The 17,359-nt window shown below is 69.5% G+C and carries 12 protein-coding genes and 1 pseudogene; 8 read left to right on the top strand and 5 right to left on the bottom strand.

The window, feature by feature from the left end; translation table 11 throughout:
* Nucleotides 1-67: 67 nt before the first annotated feature.
* Nucleotides 68-523 carry a hypothetical protein gene (locus ACFOWZ_RS15170; RefSeq protein WP_382372810.1) on the bottom strand — a complete coding sequence of 152 codons (456 nt, stop codon included), beginning with the start codon at nucleotides 521-523 and terminating at the stop codon, nucleotides 68-70.
* Between the two features lie 449 nt (nucleotides 524-972).
* On the opposite strand from ACFOWZ_RS15170, the gene ACFOWZ_RS15165 reads away from it, so the two are divergent.
* Together ACFOWZ_RS15165 and ACFOWZ_RS15160 are read left to right on the top strand one after the other, a co-directional pair.
* The gene (locus ACFOWZ_RS15165) at nucleotides 973-3,216 is read left to right on the top strand and encodes a glycoside hydrolase domain-containing protein (RefSeq protein WP_382372960.1); all 2,244 of its coding nucleotides are present in this window, start codon (nucleotides 973-975) and stop codon (nucleotides 3,214-3,216) included.
* Nucleotides 3,213-4,490 carry a glycosyltransferase gene (locus ACFOWZ_RS15160; RefSeq protein ID WP_382372808.1) on the top strand — a complete coding sequence of 426 codons (1,278 nt, stop codon included), beginning with the start codon at nucleotides 3,213-3,215 and terminating at the stop codon, nucleotides 4,488-4,490. Before ACFOWZ_RS15165 ends, ACFOWZ_RS15160 begins: the two co-directional genes overlap by 4 nt.
* 40 nt (nucleotides 4,491-4,530) lie before the next feature.
* Here ACFOWZ_RS15160 and ACFOWZ_RS15155 read toward each other — a convergent pair whose 3' ends face one another.
* Nucleotides 4,531-5,616 carry an AraC family transcriptional regulator gene (locus tag ACFOWZ_RS15155; RefSeq protein WP_382372806.1) on the bottom strand — a complete coding sequence of 362 codons (1,086 nt, stop codon included), beginning with the start codon at nucleotides 5,614-5,616 and terminating at the stop codon, nucleotides 4,531-4,533.
* 126 nt (nucleotides 5,617-5,742) lie between these two features.
* On the opposite strand from ACFOWZ_RS15155, the gene fabG reads away from it, so the two are divergent.
* Nucleotides 5,743-6,447, top strand: a complete 705-nt coding sequence (gene fabG / locus ACFOWZ_RS15150) for a 3-oxoacyl-ACP reductase FabG (protein ID WP_382372804.1) — start codon at nucleotides 5,743-5,745, stop codon at nucleotides 6,445-6,447.
* Nucleotides 6,447-7,079: a LuxR C-terminal-related transcriptional regulator gene (locus tag ACFOWZ_RS15145; RefSeq protein WP_382372802.1), complete on the top strand. Its 633-nt coding sequence runs from the start codon at nucleotides 6,447-6,449 to the stop codon at nucleotides 7,077-7,079. The genes fabG and ACFOWZ_RS15145 overlap by 1 nt, the downstream gene beginning before the upstream one ends.
* On the opposite strand, the gene ACFOWZ_RS15140 is transcribed toward ACFOWZ_RS15145, so the two are convergent.
* On the bottom strand, nucleotides 7,063-8,343 hold the full coding sequence (locus ACFOWZ_RS15140) for a beta-ketoacyl-[acyl-carrier-protein] synthase family protein (protein WP_382372800.1): 1,281 nt from the start codon (nucleotides 8,341-8,343) through the stop codon (nucleotides 7,063-7,065). The two genes, ACFOWZ_RS15145 and ACFOWZ_RS15140, sit on opposite strands and share 17 nt — an antisense overlap.
* Nucleotides 8,344-8,488: 145 nt before the next feature.
* Here ACFOWZ_RS15140 and ACFOWZ_RS15135 point away from each other — a divergent pair, with 145 nt between their 5' ends.
* The 4 genes from ACFOWZ_RS15135 to ACFOWZ_RS15120 all read left to right on the top strand — a co-directional run bounded on the left by ACFOWZ_RS15135 (nucleotide 8,489) and on the right by ACFOWZ_RS15120 (nucleotide 14,906).
* Nucleotides 8,489-10,171: a fatty acyl-AMP ligase gene (locus tag ACFOWZ_RS15135; RefSeq protein WP_382372799.1), complete on the top strand. Its 1,683-nt coding sequence runs from the start codon at nucleotides 8,489-8,491 to the stop codon at nucleotides 10,169-10,171.
* On the top strand, nucleotides 10,171-11,940 hold the full coding sequence (locus ACFOWZ_RS15130; protein WP_382372797.1) for a fatty acyl-AMP ligase: 1,770 nt from the start codon (nucleotides 10,171-10,173) through the stop codon (nucleotides 11,938-11,940). The genes ACFOWZ_RS15135 and ACFOWZ_RS15130 overlap by 1 nt, the downstream gene beginning before the upstream one ends.
* A gap of 294 nt (nucleotides 11,941-12,234) precedes the next feature.
* Nucleotides 12,235-14,499, top strand: coding sequence for a catalase (locus tag ACFOWZ_RS15125; RefSeq protein ID WP_382372796.1), 2,265 nt, complete (start codon nucleotides 12,235-12,237; stop codon nucleotides 14,497-14,499).
* Nucleotides 14,500-14,510: 11 nt separating this feature from the next.
* Nucleotides 14,511-14,906: an ankyrin repeat domain-containing protein gene (locus ACFOWZ_RS15120; protein WP_382372794.1), complete on the top strand. Its 396-nt coding sequence runs from the start codon at nucleotides 14,511-14,513 to the stop codon at nucleotides 14,904-14,906.
* Here ACFOWZ_RS15120 and ACFOWZ_RS15115 read toward each other — a convergent pair.
* Nucleotides 14,903-15,025, bottom strand: a pseudogene (locus tag ACFOWZ_RS15115) (IS630 family transposase); the annotation flags it as partial. The gene ACFOWZ_RS15120 and the pseudogene ACFOWZ_RS15115 overlap by 4 nt on opposite strands.
* 39 nt (nucleotides 15,026-15,064) lie before the next feature.
* Nucleotides 15,065-17,263 (bottom strand): hypothetical protein, encoded by a 2,199-nt coding sequence (locus ACFOWZ_RS15110; RefSeq protein ID WP_382372792.1) that lies wholly within the window; start codon nucleotides 17,261-17,263, stop codon nucleotides 15,065-15,067.
* Between the last annotated feature and the right edge of the window lie 96 nt (nucleotides 17,264-17,359).

Genomic DNA, 17,359 nt, shown 5'->3' with positions numbered 1-17,359 from the left:
CGAGACCGGGTTGTCACGTCTGGCCACCCAGACACCGTGCTGATGATCACAATCGAGCGTCACAGGTTCAGGATGGTGGCTCGACGCTGTCGGTCTGTTCGAGGTCGGAGATCCACAGGGCGAGCGCTGTCCGTGCGTCGCGCAGGGTGCGTGCCGGCTCGCCGAGTCCGCGCAACGCCAGCCGCCGCTGTTCGAGCCTGGGGCTTCGGAACTTCGGGAAGGCGAGCTTGAGGCACGTGTCGATCATCTGGGCGTGGTAGTGCAGTAGCTGAGTCACCCGGAACTCCAGTGACGCGCGGTCGGCGTCGCCGATGAGGTCCAGAGCCCACCCGTGCAGCCGGCAGTAGTTGGACGCGATCCGGCCGCCCTGTCGGGCCACCTGTGCCGGAACGTTGCCGGGTTGTGCGCAGGCGTCGATGATCTGCTCGGCGGCGGGTTGGAGTGCGACCGCATGGGTGGCTACCTCCAGCAGCGAGCGCAGTGCGACCAGACGCGCGGCGGCGGGATCCTTCGCAGCTGCCACGGCCTCGCCTCGCCGAGGGCGACGTCCCGGAATCCGCATGTGATCCACCAGCCTCGATGAGCCAGCCCGGAAGCATCCAGTATGAACCGCCACGAGGCGCGCCGCGAGGTGCGGGAGTGTGGAAGGGCTTCCGGCCGGTGGGGCGTCGCGCTGGGGCGGCGGATCCGTTCGCTTCAGTGCCCTCGCGCACTGCCGTTGAACGGCTTGAGGTGAGCGGGTGCGAGACCGAACCGCCGGCGTGCGAGTGGCACCGGTGCTTGATGACCTTCGCTGCCGCGACGCGCACCGGAGAATCCTCGCTGGCCGGTGCCAGCCGGGCTTGCGCTTTGCGTTCTACGGCCGGATGTCGACGAGCACGTTTCAGGACATTCAGACGTCTCGTGCGTGGCCTGGTCGATCAACGATTTCACGTCGCTGAAACCAATGTGACACCCCCGCTGACCTAGTGTCTGGTCATCCTCGACGAGATTGATCCTTTCATCGGAACGGCTGCCACCTCACTGCCTGCGGCGCAGGGACTGGCGGCCACCTGGTGGTGGCCGAAAGCGCAGGTCGGCAACACCCATCCCGGCGCGACGTCGCCGCTGGGCATGGTGTCTGCCTGCGCCTACTCCGGTGCCTATCCGACCGGGTACGGCCTCTACATGAAGAACACCGAGGGGCAGCCGGAAGAGCTGTTCGATCGGCTGCACGCCTCGGGTTTCACCCACTTCCAGCAGTCCGGTACCGGTGCGATACGCAAGTACTACAACTACGTGCGGGTGACCCCGATGGTGCAGCCGCTGGACGTCCTCGGCCAGGCCTGGCCGCTGCACGACGAGACCGCTGAAGCCGGGTACTACGCGGCCACCCTCGACACCGGTATTCGGTGTGAGGTCACCGTCGGCGCCAAGGTCGCCGTCCACCGCTACGTCTTCCCCGAGCATCGCAGCGCACGGGTCGTCGTCGACCTGTCCTGCGGTGGGCTGGCCATCGACCTCGGTCGCACGGTGCCGCTGCGGGCGCACGTGGAGAGCCTCGGCAACGGCCGCGCCCAGGGAACGGTGGTCGTCGAGGGTGTGCCGCTGTCGGTGTACATCAAGGTCGACGGTCCGGGCTGGCGGCAGATGCTCTGGCACGACCGCCGGCTGATCGAGGGTGGCACGCGGCTCGACTTCGACCGCATCAGGCAGACCACGTTGCGCCCGTTCGGGATGCTCTACATGGGCCCCACCTCCGCCGGGCAGAGCGTCGAGATCCAGATCGGATTCTCGTTGCGCGGCTGTGAACAGGCCAGGGAAAACCTGTATCGCGAATGCGGTGACGGGGCGCGGGCGTTCGACGCCGTCCGGGCGCAGACCAAGGCTCGGTGGCGCGACCACGTGGGGCGGGTGGAGGTCGAAGGCGGCTCGCCCGCCCGGCGACAGGTGTTCGCGACGGCCCTGTACCACTCTCTGGTCAAGCCGTGCTTCGCCGACGACGAGAGCCCGTTCTGGCCGTCCTCCGGCCCCTTCGTGTTCGACATCTGCACGATGTGGGACATCTACAAGACCCAGCTGCCGTTGCTCATCGCCATCTGCCCGGACCGGGCGGTCGATCTCCTGGAGTCGCTGATCCGGGTCTGCGAGGAGGAAGGCAACTTCCCCATCGGATATCGGATGGCTCGCGGCGCGGACAGGTTCTTCCGGCAAGCGAGCGCGTTGGTCCACACCGCGCTGGCCGACGTGCACGCCCTCGGCCTCGGCGACCTGGACTGGACCTGGGCGCTGGTGCACATGTACGACGACCTGCGCCGGATGTACGGCGAGGACTTCTACGAGCACGGCGTCGTGCACCCGATCTCGCACACGCTCGACCTCGCCTACGCGTGCCACTGCACCTCCGGTGTCGCCCGTGCCCTGAACGACGTCCAGCTCGCCGACGACCTCGATGCGCGAAGCCGTCTGTGGTCCAACGCGTTCGACCCGGACACCGGCCTGCTTCTCGACTCGTCGTTCTACGAAGGCGGCAAGTGGAACTACTCGTTCAGGCTGCTGCACGACATGGCCGCGAGAATCGCGATGGTCGGTGGGAACGAAGCGTTCGTCAACACACTCGACGCGTTCTTCGGCTACGGCGCCCCGCGTGTGGTGCAGCCCGGTCAGCGGCCGGACGCGGCGGAGATGGCGGCCGGCTACCTGCTGAACCGGTTCGAAGGGCTGAACAACGAGCCGGACATGGAAGCGCCGTGGTCCTACCACTACGCGGCTCGGCCGGATCGCACGGCCGAGATCGTGCACGCGGCCCTGACCTGGCAGTTCGGCACGGGTCGCGGCGGCCTGCCCGGTAACGACGACTCGGGCGGGCTGAGCTCCTGGTACGTGTGGGCCTCGCTCGGCCTGTTCCCGGTCGCCGGGCAGAACCTCTTCCTCGTCAACGCGCCCGCCTTCAGCCACGCCACCCTGCACCTCGGGGACCGCGATTTCGTGATCGAGACACGTGGACACCGCGAGACGTCCATCAGTTCGGACGGGTTGGACGAGAACCCGCCGCCGCAGTACGTGCAGTCCGCCCAGCTGAACGGCACACCACTGGACGCGGCGCACCTGCGCGCGTCCGACGTCCACGCCGGTGGCCGGCTGCTCCTCGAACTCGGCCCGCAGCCCTCGGAATGGGGACGCAAGATCCTGCCGCCATCCGTGTCCGACCCGCTCGGAAAGGGGGCTCGCCCATGAACAGGCCACGCCGCCGTCTCGTCATCGTGGTCCGGGCCGACCCGGTCATCTGCGGTCACTCCGGAGAGGCCCGCAACCTGGCCGAGGTCGCGCTCACCCGCGGCTTCGACGACGTCCGGCTGCTGACCTGGCCGATACCCGTGCTGCAGGCGGCAGGCCTGCCCCTCAAGCCGCTGGATCGGATCATGCCCTACAGCGAGGGCATCACCGTGGAGCGGCCCGAGCCGGTCGGCGACTACCGAGTGCCCGACGGCCGGTATCTGGCGGGGCTGACGGGACGCCTGGTCGAACTGCTCGCCGAGCCGGTCCCGACCACGTGTGTGTCGATGTACCTCGCTCCCCACGACGCCGTGGTACGCGATGCCGTCGACGCGGCACGCGCGGCCGGCTACGCATCTGACGTCCACACCATCGCGAAGGCCGTCGGCTCGGACGTCACCAACGTGATCCGCTCGTGCCTGCGCGAGGGGCGATTCGGGGCAGCCGTGGTTCTGTTCACCCGGTTCCTCGCGAACGACCAGGTGATCGCCGTGTCGGAGTACACCAGGCAGGAGATCATCGCCTGTGCGGAGGCCGTCGACGAGCACTGCGGCACCCGGTTCGCCCGCCAGTGCGAGCGCCGGATATCGGTCAGCTATCCGCCGATCGACACCTCGGCCTACCTCGACCTCGATCCGGCGCTCGTGGACGCCGCCCTGAAGCGACGCGGCCTGGAACGCGACGGTTACGTGTTGTTCCTGTCTCGCGTGACGAGGGCCAAAGGCATCTACGACCTGGTGGACGCGTTCGCCCGGTGCCAGGCGCAGGCACGGCTGAAGCTCGTGGTCGCCGGCAACGGCCCCGAACTGGAGCACCTCCGGGCGATCACTCGGCACAACGACCGGATCGTCTTCCTCACCGACGTGGAGGACGAGGAGAAGCCGCTGCTGATGAACGGCTGTGCCGTGTACGCGCTGCCGACCAAGCCCGAACCGGACTTCGTCGAGACCTTCGGCATCGCGCTGACCGAGAAGATGCTCGCCGGCGGCGGGCCGGTGATCACGACCACCACCGGTGGTGTCGGTGAAGCGGTGGGCGGGACGGCCATCGTCGTCGAGGCCGGCAACGCGAACAACATCGCTGTTGCGATCGACCGGGTGGTGCTCGACATGTCAGCCGAGGAACGCCAACTCATGGCGGACCGAGCACGCGAGCACGCCCTGTCCTTCGATCGTGTCCGGGTGTTCGACAGCCTCTTCGCCACGTCCAACCCAGCTGTCGCCCTGACGGGATGAACGGGTTCGAACTGTCCACTGCGGACGACGGTCTCGCACCTCAGTCCTGGTGGCGCGAGGAACGGCGATCAACACGCCGGGTTCCGTTGCCCTGACGACGGAAACCACTCGCGGCACCGGGCGTCGTGCCCGTCCACCGACGGAACGCGCGGATGAACGTGGCGGCGTCGGCGTAGCCCAGTCGCAGCGCGGCCTGCTCGACGCTGAGGTGGTGCAGGTTCATGAGCTCGACGGCCTTGGCCCGGCGAGTTTCCTCGACGAGGCTCCGAAACGACGAGCCCTCCGCGGCGAGGTGCCGGCGGAGCGTGCGGTCCGACAGGTGCAGGCGCGCGGCGACGAGGCTCGCGTCGGTGACTCCTTCGTCGATGATCGTCCGCACGCGCTGCGTGATGCCGGGGGAGCTGCGTTCCAGCAGCAGTGTGTGGCACGCGCGTTCACACGCCGTCTTGGTGAGTGGATCTGCTTGGGGGAGCGGGAGGTCCAGCACCGCGGTGTTCGTGACGATCGCGTTGTGCGGAGCGTCGAACCGCACCGGTGCGTCGAGCACGGTCTCGTAGTCGAGGGACGGACGGGGCAGTCGCAGCTCCACGCGCATCGAGGGCGGTGACCCGTCGAGGATGGCGCGGAGGATGCCGGCCGTGACCGCGATCTCGCGCTCGACGAGGAACGTCCTGAGCGCCGGCGGCGAATCGGGTTCTTCCACGACCAGGTGGGCTTCGTCCTCGCACACGCACAGGCCGAGAGCGGTGACCGCGTAGGTGAGCGGCAGGTAGTGCAGACCGAACTCGACGGCACTGCGCACCGTCGGGCAGGTCAGCAGCGCGAAGCCCCAGACCCCGTAGGCGCGCAGGGAAAGCCGTTCACCGACGGCGAGCCCGACACCGGACTCGGCGCCGGACTCGGTGACCAGGTTGGCCGCCACGGCGAGTTCCTGCGTCCCGTTCACCACCGCGCCGCCGTGCAGCATCTCCGGGGAAATTCCGGTGCCGCGCAACATCTTCCGCACGTCCACGCCGTGCTCGGCGCCGACCTCGATCATCGCCCGCATCCCGGCCGTGCCGCGGCGGAACGCGAACGGTTGGCCGGAAAGAGCAACACCTCGGCCGCGATGGCCATCAGGCGACACCGTCGATCTCCCTAACCTCGAACCAGGTTGAGGGCGCCGGTGCCCGAGTTCGATCTCACGATAAGGGCGGCCGGGACACCGACCTGCGGCATCACCCGGACGCCGATGATCTGAAAGGTGCACACGATGACGCGCACAGTTCTGGTGACCGGTGGCAACCGGGGTATCGGCAGGGCGATCGCCGAGGCGTTCCTCGCCGGTGGCGCACAGGTCGCGGTGACGCACCGCGGCGGCGACCACCCGGAGGGGACGTTCGGCGTGAAGTGCGACGTGACCGACGGTGGGCAGGTGGACGCCGCGTTCACCGCGGTCGAGGCCGAGTTCGGGCCGGTGGACGTTCTCGTCGCGAACGCCGGCATCACCGACAGCACCCTCATCACGCGGATGGCGGAGGACAGGTTCACCTCGGTGCTGGACACGAACCTGACCGGGGCGTGGCGGTGTGCGCAGCGTGCCGCCACGCCGATGCTGCGCGCACGCCGCGGTCGGATGATCTTCATTTCCTCGGTGGTCGGGATGTACGGCAGTGCGGGCCTGACGAACTACGCCGCCAGCAAGGCGGGCCTGATCGGGCTCGCCCGGTCGCTCGCGCGCGAACTGGGCAGCCGGGGTGTCACGGCGAACGTGGTCGCGCCCGGCTACGTCAACACGGACATGACGGCGTCGTTGCCCGAGCAGTACGGCAAGCAGTACCGGGAGTCGATTCCGTTGCGCCGCTTCGCCGAGCCCGAGGAGGTGGCGGCTGCGGTGGTCTGGCTGGCCGGTGACTCGGCGCGGTACGTGACCGGGGCCGTCATCCCCGTCGACGGCGGTCTGGGGATGGGGCACTGATGCCCGTCTCCGTGCTGCTGATCGATGACGAGGTTCTGGTCCGCAGAGGGTTCCGGCTCGCGCTGGAAGAAGCAGCGGACGTGGTCGTGGTGGGGGAGACGGCCAGGGTGGCCGATGGACTGCTGCTCGCGCAACGACATCGGCCACACGTGGTGATCACTGCGGACGTGACGGAACTGGCGCGGCTGCGCGCGTGCGTCGACTGCGGCGTCGTGGTGCTCGCCGCGGAAGGCACTGACGAGCAGCTGCACCGGGTGCTGACCGAGGGAGCGCGTGGGTTCCTGCTCAAGCGGTCGAGCCACGAGGAGCTGCTCGCCGCGGTGTGCGCGGTGGCGCGTGGCCACGCCTACCTCTGCGCCGAGATGACCGGGCGCCTGCTCGACCGGTTCGAGATCCTGCCCCCGCCCGAGGAGGCCGACCGCGGGCTGGGGCTGCTGAGCGAACGGGAACGCCAGGTGCTCATCAGGATGGCGCGCGGCCGCAGCAACGACGAGATCGCGCGGGAGCTCTACCTCACCTGTGCGACGGTCAAGTCCCACGTGTCGCACATCCTCGCGAAGCTGGGCCAGCCCAACCGGATGCATGCGGCGTTGCTGGCGCAGCGGCTGGGGTTGCTCAGTCGGACCGCGTGAAGGCGAGCACGACGTTGTGACCGCCGAAGCCGAACGAGTTGGAGATCGCCGCCCCGACCCGCGCGTGCCGCGGCCGGTCCGCGACGATCTCCAGCTTCACGTCGGAGTCCTGGTCGTCGAGGTTGCGGGTCGGCGGGATGACACCATCGCGCACGGCGAGCACGGTGAAGATCGCCTCGACTGCTCCCGCGCCGCCGATGAGGTGACCGGTCATCGACTTCGTCGCGGTGACCAGCGGGTGCGGTCCCAGCGCCTCCAGGACGGCGGCCGCTTCGACGCGGTCGCCGACCTGGGTACCCGGTGCGTGGGCGTTGACGTGCGTGACGTCGTACGGGCTCAGGCCGGCGGACCGCAGCGCCCGCCGGATGGCGCGGATCTGGCCGTCCGGTGACGGTGCGGTCATGTCGTGGGCGTCGGAGCTCATGCCGACGCCGGCGAGCCGGGCGGCGATCCTGGGCCGACGCGCACGTGCGAACGAGCCGCGTTCCAGCACGAGCGCCCCCGCGCCCTCACCCATGACGAAGCCGTCGCGGCCGGAGTCGAACGGCCGGGACGCGTCCTCCGGCCGTTCGTGCCTTCGGGACAGTGCCCCCATTCTCGCGAACGCGGCGATCGACAGCCTGCCCAGACACGCCTCGGTGCCTCCTGCGACGACGACGTCGGCGAGTCCTCGTTGCAGGAGAGCGGCACCCAGTGCGATGGCCTCCGCGCCGGACGCACACGCGCTGGTGGGCGCGTGCGCACCGCCCCGCGCACCGAGATCCATGCTCACCGCGGCGGCCGGGCCGTTCGGCATGAGCATGGTGACGGTGAACGGTGACACGCGGTCGGGACCGAGCTCCTGGCACCGGTCGTACTGTTCGACCAGCGTGCCGCCACCGCCCAGTCCGGTGCCGAACACGACCGCCAGCCGTTCCGGCTCGACCTCCGGTGCCCCGGCGTCGGCCCACGCCTGTCGCGCGGCGACGACGGCGAGCTGCTGGCACCGGTCCATCCGCCGGCGTGCCACGCGGTCGAGCAACGTCCCGGGATCCTCGCGGACCGGCGCGCCGATCCGCACGGGCAGGTCGGCAGCCCACGGCGCGTCGAGCCGGCGGACACCGGAGGTGCCAGCCAGCAATCCGTCCCAAGTGGACTGGACGTCGGCGCCCTGCGGTGTCGTCATGCCGAGGCCGGTGACGACGATCGCCTCCTCCCTTCCGGGCAGCGGCGGCAGGGACGGGTGCAACACGGAGAAGTCGAGGAAGGTGTGTTCATGAGGCATGTGTCGAGGAGAACACCGCGATCTCTCCGGCGGCAGTGGTCACGGGACTGATTCGCACCTCCGTCGCGCGACCGATTACACCGCCGCCGGATCTCCGTAACGTCCGCACGGCAAGGAAATCGGGACGAGTGGGAGTTGATGCTCGGTGTCAGCGGAAACGGCGGCGGACGTGATGAGCCTGGCGGATCTGTGCCGCGGACATGCGGCGCTCAGAGGCGGGGAACGCGCGTTCGTGTTCCTGGAGAGCGGTGTGGTGGAGTCGACCTCGCTCACGTACGCGGAGCTGGATCGCCGGGCCCGAGCGATCGCCGTGCGGCTGCGGTCGCTCGCGGCGCCAGGATCGCGCGCTCTGCTGTGCCACCCGCCCGGACTGGAGTTCGTCGCGGCGTTCCTGGGTTGCCTGTACGCCGGCGTGATCGCGGTTCCGGCACCACCGGTGCGCCGGGCCGCCGGGGATGCGCGGCACACCCGGTTGCTCGCCATCGCCGAGGACTGCGGTCCGGAGCTTCTTCTGTCCACATCGGACATGATCGCCGGTGTGCGGGCGGTGCTCGGTGACCGGCCGATCGTTCCGCTCGCCACGGACACCGTGGTGGACGGCGATTCCGAGTGGAACGAACCGGGCGGGCAGCACGAGATCGCGTACCTGCAGTACACCTCCGGTACCACGGGCAGGCCCAAGGGCGTTGTGCTGACGCACGCGGGAGTGCTGCACAACCTGGAGCTCATCGTCCGTGGCGGCTCCCGGCCGGACGAGGACTACGGAAGGCTCGCGCCAACGGTGTCGTGGCTGCCCGTGTTCCACGACATGGGCCTCATCGGCGGTGTGCTGCAACCACTCTTCCTCGGTCAGCTGTCGGTGCTGATGTCCCCGCAGTCGTTCGCGCGCGTGCCGGCGAACTGGCTGCGGGCGATCTCCCGCTACGGCGCGGAGATCGCCGCCGCACCCAGCCTCGGGTACGAGCTGTGCCTGCGCCGCGTGACCGACGACCAGCGGGACGGCCTGGACCTGAGCCACTGGCGGATCGCCGCGATCAGCGACGAGCCGCTGCGGGCCTCGACGATCGACCGGTTCGCCGCGCGGTTCGCTCCGTGCGGGTTCCGTCGGCAGGCCTTCTTCCCCAGCTACGGCATGGCGGAGTCGACCGTGCTGGTCAGCGGTGGCCCGCTGGAGGGTCAACCGGTGGTGCGGCCGTTCGACTCGGCCGAACTGGAACGCGGACGAGTCGTCCGCGCGTCGAGCGGCGCTGGTGCGCGCAGCCTGGTCGGCTGCGGTGAGCCGGATCCGTCGCTGCAGGTCGTGATCGTCGACCCGGAGACCTGCGCGCCGCTCGGGCCGGACGAGGTCGGCGAGATCCTCGTGTCCGGGCCGAGCATCGGTGCGGGGTACTGGAACGACCCCGCCGGCACCGAACGCACTTTCGGTGCGCTGGTGGACGGCCAGCCGTTCCTGCGCACCGGGAACCTGGGATTCCTGTCCGAGGGTCAGCTCTTCGTCACCTGCCGGATCCCCGACCTGCTCGAGATCGACGGCCGTCAGCTCTACCCGTACGACATCGAGGCGACCGTGGTGGGCAGTCATCCCGCGGTGCGGACGGCGTGCGCGGTGATGGACGGCGCGGACGTCGTGGTGTTCGCCGAGGTCGATCACCGGCACCGCACCACGTCCCAGGAAGAGATCAGGTACGCCGTCTCCACGGCGGTGCACGCGGAGAACGGCGTCGTGCTCAGCCGGGTCGCACTGATGTCACCCGGCACGCTGCCGCTCACCACGAGCGGAAAGCTTCGTCGCGCCGCCTGCCGTGCGCTCATGTTTGGAGGCCAGTGATGCACGTCCAGGACGGAGTGAGGCTGCCGAAGGGCGTCGCGGGCGGCAGGCGCAAGTTCACCACGCTGGTCGACCTGTGCCGGGCCAGGGCCGAGGCCGAACCCGAGGTGCGCGCGTACTCCTTCTACGCCGACGGGCGGACGGAGTGGGACGCGCTGACGCTGGTCGACCTCGACCGCCGGGCACGGGCGCTGGCGGCGCAGCTCACCGAGCTGGCGCCGTGCGGCACCCGCGCACTGCTGTGCTTCGAACCCGGCCTGGACTTCCACGTCGCGTTCTTCGGCTGCCTGTACGCCGGGCTGATCGCGGTCCCGGTCGCACCGCTCGACGGCACCCGCACGAGCCTGAAGGTGGGCCGCATCGAGTCGATCGTGGCCAGTTGCGGGCCGGAGTTGCTGCTCTCCACCGGCCTCACCTTCGCCAAGTGCCTGGCGGTGGTCGAGGAGTCGCCAGTGCTGGCCGACCTGGTGCGCGTCGCGGTCGACGAGACCGATCCGGCACTCGCCGAGCGCTGGCGCCCTCCCGGCATCGGCATCAACTCGCCCGCGTACCTGCAGTACTCCTCCGGATCCACCGGTGAGCCCAAGGGCGTGACTCTGACCCACGGCAACGTCCTGCACAACCTCGCGCTGGTCCACGAAAACCTGTACCGCCCGTCCGACGAAGACGGGTTGCCCCGCCCGCCGAGCGTGTCGTGGCTGCCGTCGCACTACAACATGGGACTGATCGGAGGTGTGCTCGACCCGCTCTACGCCGGCCGGTCCGCAGTGCTGTTCCCGGCCGGAGTGTTCGTCCGCAGCCCGATCAGCTGGCTGCGGCTGATCTCACAGCTCGGCAGAGCCGACAGCTGCGCGCCGAACTTCGCGTTCGATCTCTGCGTGCGGCGCATTCCCACGGCGCAGTTGGCGAAACTCGACCTGAGCGGCTGGGAGATGGCACTCGTCGGAGGCGAGCCGGTCCGCGCGGAGACACTCGACCGGTTCTGCGAAGTGTTCGCTCCCGCAGGTCTGCGCAGGGGCTCGCTCGTTCCGGGATACGGCCTCGCGGAGTCGACGGTGATGGTCACCAGCGCGGTGGTAGGGGAAGGGCCGGTGACGCTGCGCTGCGACGCCGACGCGCTCACGAAGCAGCGGGTCCGGCCGGTCGATCCTCCCGGTGGCAGGCGACTGGTCAGCAGTGGCCCGGTCTCGCCCTCGATCACCGTGGTGATCGCGGACCCCGGCAGTCTCCAGGAGTGTGCGGACGGCGAGATCGGCGAGATCTTCGTGCAGGGCCCGAGCGTCGGCACCGGCTACTGGAAACGACCGGACGAGGTCTTCCACGCAGAGCTGCCCGGCCGGCGTGGCACGTTCCTGCGCACCGGCGACACCGGGTTCCGGTGGGACGGCGAGCTGTTCGTCACCGGACGCGCCAAGGAGGTGATCATCGTCGCCGGTGCGAACCACCACCCGCACGACCTCGAGACCACCGCGGAGGCAGCACATCCCGCAGTGGTCGCCTGCTGTGTGCTGGGCGTCGACGACGGGCAGCGGGAACAGGTCGTCGTGCTGGCGGAGGCGCTGGGCGACGCCGATCGGGAGGAGATCGCGATGGCGGTGCGCCGGACCGTCCACACCGGACACGGTGTGCGAGTGGACGACGTCCTCGTGGTCGCGCCCGGATCGTTGCCGCGCAGCTCGAGCGGCAAACTGCAACGCGGGGGCTGCCGGGACGCCTACACCGCGGGTGCACTCGGCTCGGCCGGCATCGAGTCCGGGAGTGGGCGTTGACGCAGCCGTTGACTGATGATCAGCGGAGTCACCGAACCGCTGCCGGATTCGGCTGCTGACCAGCTCCTCGTCGGCGTTGACGGGGTCGGTCGGCGTCGAGCCGACGACGTCGACCGTGCGACGAAGTTCTGCCCATCATGCGTCGGGCCGGTCGATCGGCTCGCGGAGCGCGTCGGTGCGGGAACACCACCGGGCGAGGACGAGAACGAGTTGGGAGTTCTTGGTCAGGTGTGAGTTCTTCCGCCACGGGTAGCCGCTGCACGAGAGCTGGCGAGGTCCGAGGAGGAAGACGCAGTGGCTACCCACAAGCCGGGCAAGCTCGTGAAGGCGGCACTCGAGAAGGCCGTGGACAAGGTCACCGAACTGGTGAACCCGCCGATCCCCGGAGCGCCGAACAGCGAACCGCCGTCGCTCGACGAGCCGACCGACCCGCGCGGGCCGTTACCGCCCAAGCCGGACCAGGCCGGGCCCGAGACGGTGTCGCCGACCGGCGCTCCGACCGGTGCCTCGCAGCTGTCCCGAGGACAACAGGGCGACTTCCTCACCACGTCGGCTGGCGCACGGCTGTACGACACCGACCACTCGTTGAAAGCCGGAGAGCGCGGACCGACGCTGCTGCAGGACCACCACCTGCGCGAGAAGGTCATGCACTTCGACCACGAGCGCATTCCGGAGCGGGTCGTGCACGCACGCGGCTACGGCGCGCACGGCGTGTTCGTGGGCTACGGCACGGCCGCGAACGTCTGCAGGGCCGCGTTCCTGGGTGACGGCGTCGAAACGCCGGTGTTCGTGCGGTTCTCGACCGTGCTGGGCTCGCGCGGATCAGCGGACACCGTGCGCGACACCCGCGGGTTCGCGACGAAGTTCTACACCCAGGAAGGCAACTTCGACCTGGTGGGCAACAACATCCCGGTCTTCTTCATCCAGGACGGGATCAAGTTCCCGGACATCATCCACGCGGGCAAGCCGCACCCGGATCGCGAGATCCCGCAGGCGCAGAGCGCGCACGACACGTTCTGGGACTTCGTGTCGACCCACACCGAAGCGACCCACCACGTCATGTGGAACATGTCCGACCGCGGCATCCCTCGGTCCTACCGGACGATGGAGGGCTTCGGCGTCCACACGTTCCGGCTCGTCAACGCCGCCGGTGAGACCTCGCTCGCGAAGTTCCACTGGAAGCCGAAACTGGGCGTGCACTCCCTGGTGTGGGAGGAGGCGCAGATGATCAACGGCATCGACCCGGACTTCCACCGCCGCGACCTGGCCGACGCCATCGAGTCCGGCGCGTTCCCGCAGTGGGAGCTCGGCCTGCAGATCCTGCCCGACACGCCCCGGCAGACGTTCGAGAACATCGACCTGCTCGACCCGACGAAGATCGTGCCGGAAGAGCTCGCGCCGGTGCAGCCGGTCGGGATGCTGACGCTCAACCGCAACCCGATGAACTTCTTCGCGGAGACCGAGCAGGTCGCGTTCCACCTCGGCAACCTGGTGCCGGGCATCGACGTCACCGACGACCCGCTGCTGCAGGCCCGGCTGTTCTCCTACCTGGACACCCAGCTGACCAGGCTCGCCGGGCCGAACTTCAACCAGATCCCGATCAACCGCCCGCACGCGCCGGTCAACGACATGTTCCGCGACGGCTTCCACCAGCACGCGGTGCACGCCGGTGTGGCCCCGTACCGGCCGAACACCCTCGACGGCGGCAACCCGTTCGAAGCACGAGCCGAGGACCGGCCCCTGGTCGAGGTGGCGCAGCCGTTGCCGAAGGCGGTGAAGGTCCGGCAGTCGCCCACGTCGTTCGCCGACCACTACACGCAGCCGCGGCTGTTCTGGCAGAGCCTTTCGCCGGTCGAGAAGGAGCACGTGGTGCGCGCGTTCACCTTCGAGCTCGGCAAGTGCTACGAGCAGGCCATCAAGGAACGCCAGCTGCTGGTGCTGGCCAACGTCGACCCGACGCTGTGCCGGGAAGTGGCGCAGGGCCTCGGGCTTCCGGCGCCGGCTGCCACCGTCCGGCCGAAGAAGGTCACGCCGAGTCCTGCCCTCTCCCAGATCGGGCAGACGTGGCCGACCGACGGGCGAATGATCGGGATCGTGGTCGATCCGGCCGATCTCGACGGCGTGCGGACGGTCCGCGAGACGATCCTGGCCGGCGGCATGGTGCCGCTGCTGATCGCTCCGACCGGCGGACCGCTCAACGACGAGAGCGGCCTGGTCGCCCAGCGCACGTTCCTCACCGCGCGGTCGGTCGAGTTCGACGCACTGCTGCTCGCGGGCAGCCCACCGCCTGGCGCCGACGCGGTGCCGGCCAGGGACGCGAAGGCCGGCGCACCGGGCGGCGCCGTCGATCCGCGGGTCGTCCTGATGATCCAGGAGTGCTTCCGCCACGCCAAAGCCATCGGCGGCTGGGGAAGCGGCCGTGCCGCCATCGAGGCCGCCGGGTGCGCCACCGGGCCGGGCGTCGTGATCGACGACGACCCGTCGGCCGTGCTCAAGGCAGTGACGATGCTGCTGGAATCCCACCGCGTGTGGGAACGCTTCCCCGCGACGATCTCCTGAGGAGCCCGGTCGTGACCACCCAGCTCACCGAGCAGGAGCTGGCCTTCCTGCACTCGATGTTCGACCTGGCCCGCACCGGTGACACCGACGGGCTGACCGAGGCCGTCGACGCGGGCATACCGGTGAACCTCACCAACAGCTCAGGCGACTCGCTGCTCGTCCTCGCCGCCTACCACGACCACCCGGAGACCGTCCGGGCGTTGCTGGAGCGGGGCGCCGACACCGGGCGGGTCAACGACCGGGGACAGACGGCGCTCGGAGCGGCGGTGTTCCGCCGCTCCGAGCGCACCGTCCGCCTGCTGCTGGACGCGGGAGCGGACCCCGCTCTCGGACCGAGGTCGGCGCTCGACGTGGCCAGGTACTTCGACCTGCCGGAGATGCTGAGCCTGCTCACCGAACGGTCCTAGTGTCCTGAGTCATCAACTCGGTGGCAGGACCGAGCGAGGTTGCCGAGGATCTCGTCGGCGGTTTTGGTCCACACGAACGGTTTCGAGTCGTCGTTCCACGCGTCGATCCACTCTTCGACTGGAACCGGGGGTGTCGGACCAGCCAGGTCGACGGATGCTCAGCGACCCAGGATCTTGCGGACCTTGTCGCGGGCGCGCGGGGAGAGCCGGCGTTTCGCGACGAGGTCTCGCAGAGCCCGCTTCCCGCGTTCCTCGTTCAGTTCCACCGCTCGCTCGCCCGCCTCGATGAGAACGTCGTCGTGGTCCTCATCGCCGACGATGTGGAGCAACGCCTCGAGAGCCTGCTTGTCGGGCAGCAGACAAGCCATCCTGACCCGGATCTGACCGCCCCGGCGGGTCTTGACGATCTTGTCGATCACCTCGGCGCCGAGCTTCCGGTCGACGTCGAGAAGCGCGGCGACGGCCTTCAACCGCAAGGCGATCGGCCCCGCCTGCAACGCCTGCTGGCGCAACACGGGCTTTCCCCGCGCACCAGCCTCCAGCGCGAGGCTCAGCTGGAAGGCGCGGTCCGAGGTGAACTTGCTCGCCAGGCGCGCCATCAGCTGTTCGCCCAGGTCCTGGTTCATCCCGACGACCTTGCGCGCGGCCGTGCGGGCGGCCTCCTTGTCCGAAGTGCGGGTCGCGATGTGCTGGTAGAGCTCGAGGGTCTTGGTCCTGTCGAAGATGCCGAGCTCGACGGTGCGGATGCGGAACGGCGCCGGCCGTCGAGTGTCCCGTGCGATCTCCTCGAGTGCCGCCGCCGCAGCTGCGGGGGCGAGGGCGTGTGCCTCGGAGAGCAGCGTCAGCTGGCCGGGGTCCGCCGACGTGGAGCTCTTCGCGATGTCGACGAGCAGCCGGCCACCGATGCGCCTGTCGACCTTGGCGACCCCGCGGGCTGCCTTGATCCGGCGATCACGGTTCTTCCTCGGGTTCGCGGCGAAGTCGCGCAGTGCGGTGACGGGCCCGCCCAGCTCGACGATGGCGAGCGCGGCTTTGAGCTGTGTTTCCTCGTCCTCCACCTCGCGCGACAGCCGGGCGAGGTCCGAGAACCGGCGGCTCGGCACGAGTTCGCCGATCAGGTGCACCGCGGCCAGCCGCACCGGTCCGGAGATCTTGCGCCCCGTCGGCCAGGCGACGTCGTCCGCGATGCGCAGCGCGACGTCCGCGTCCACGTCGCGGATCGCCTTGGCGATCTCCACCGGCGTCGCCTCGGAGCTCGTGGTGCTCGCGAACTGCTCGGCCGCCGGGATCGCCAACGCGGGGTCTGCATCGACCAGCGCGGCCAGCAGCCTCAGCAGTGCGGTGTCGGAGATGTTGCTGCGACTACTGACCTTGGCCGCCCAGAGCTTGGTGTCACCGGTGAGCTTCGCCGCCTCCGCCTGCAGATCGCCCATGTCCGGAGCGTCCGCGAGGTCGCGCAAGGCGCGGTCACCGAGTTCTTCGTCGCGCTGCCGGATCGCCTGGGCGACTTCGAGCCGCTCGGGCGGTCTGCCGCTGCCGGACAGCGTCTCCGCCAGCACGCGAAGCACCTGCTCGGCGCGAGCGGGATCGTGCTTGGCCAACTCGTCCACGGCGTCGAGCCGGCGCATCGAGGAGCCCGTCCGCAGCCGGCCCAGCCGCTCCAGCGCGTCGATGGTCTGCACGGGCTCGAGCATGTGCAACGTGCTGACCGTCGCCCGCCAGGCGTCGAGCTCCCGGCCGGGCTGGGCGAGGTGTTCGTGCAGGATCTCGACCGTCTTCCCACGAAGGTCGTCCGCGCTCACCAACCTCCGGTGCAGGAGTTCGGCGACGAAATGCACGTTGGGATCGCAGTGCTTCCGGCTCAGCAGCGCGGTGAGCCTCTTGCGCATCGCGGCCTCGGCGTAGGGCCACGACAACGCCACCCGGTAGAGCTGAGTCTCGCTGTCCGGCCACGGCCAGGTGGCGAGGGGCCGGAGGAACTTGCGCAGAGGCCGCCACAGGCGCGGGCCGCGTGGATTCTCCCGGACGAGGTGACAGGCGGCGAGATAGTCGGCGACGCCGTCAGGCACGAACTGGGTCACACCGCCGCGCTCGGCGACGACACCGTGTTCCACCAGCAGCTGATGGAGCGAGGTGCCCTGCCCGGGCTCGTCGAGCAGATTGGCCGCTGCTGCTCTGGCAAGCGCGTCGGTGAAGTCGAGCTCGAGGCCGTGGAAGGCGATCTGTTCGAGGACCGGACGTGCCTTGCCGTTGACGAGCGGCGACGCCTCCACCGCCGTGACGTGCCGCATCACGGCCGCTTCGAGCGACTCGATCTGCCCGGGCACTGTGCGAGGCGGCTCGTCGGCTGTCGTCACACGGAAACATGCTAGGTCCATCCAACGATTCGTCACTGGACAACAACATGACAGTTCCGGCCGCCTGGTTCGACTGGGGCACAAGGGATTCCTGCG

This window comes from Lentzea rhizosphaerae, assembly GCF_042649515.1.
GTDB lineage: Bacteria > Actinomycetota > Actinomycetes > Mycobacteriales > Pseudonocardiaceae > Lentzea > Lentzea aerocolonigenes.
The sequence above is the reverse complement of the archived record's forward strand: the minus strand, read 5'-3'. Positions and strand labels throughout refer to the sequence as shown.

Coding starts and splice junctions, on each gene's coding strand:
- ACFOWZ_RS15160 (WP_382372808.1), top strand. CDS start 3,213: ATGAACAGGCCACGCCGCCGTCTCGTCATCGTGGTCCGGGCCGACCCG.
- fabG (WP_382372804.1), top strand. CDS start 5,743: ATGACGCGCACAGTTCTGGTGACCGGTGGCAACCGGGGTATCGGCAGG.
- ACFOWZ_RS15145 (WP_382372802.1), top strand. CDS start 6,447: ATGCCCGTCTCCGTGCTGCTGATCGATGACGAGGTTCTGGTCCGCAGA.
- ACFOWZ_RS15140 (WP_382372800.1), bottom strand. CDS start 8,343: ATGCCTCATGAACACACCTTCCTCGACTTCTCCGTGTTGCACCCGTCC.
- ACFOWZ_RS15130 (WP_382372797.1), top strand. CDS start 10,171: ATGCACGTCCAGGACGGAGTGAGGCTGCCGAAGGGCGTCGCGGGCGGC.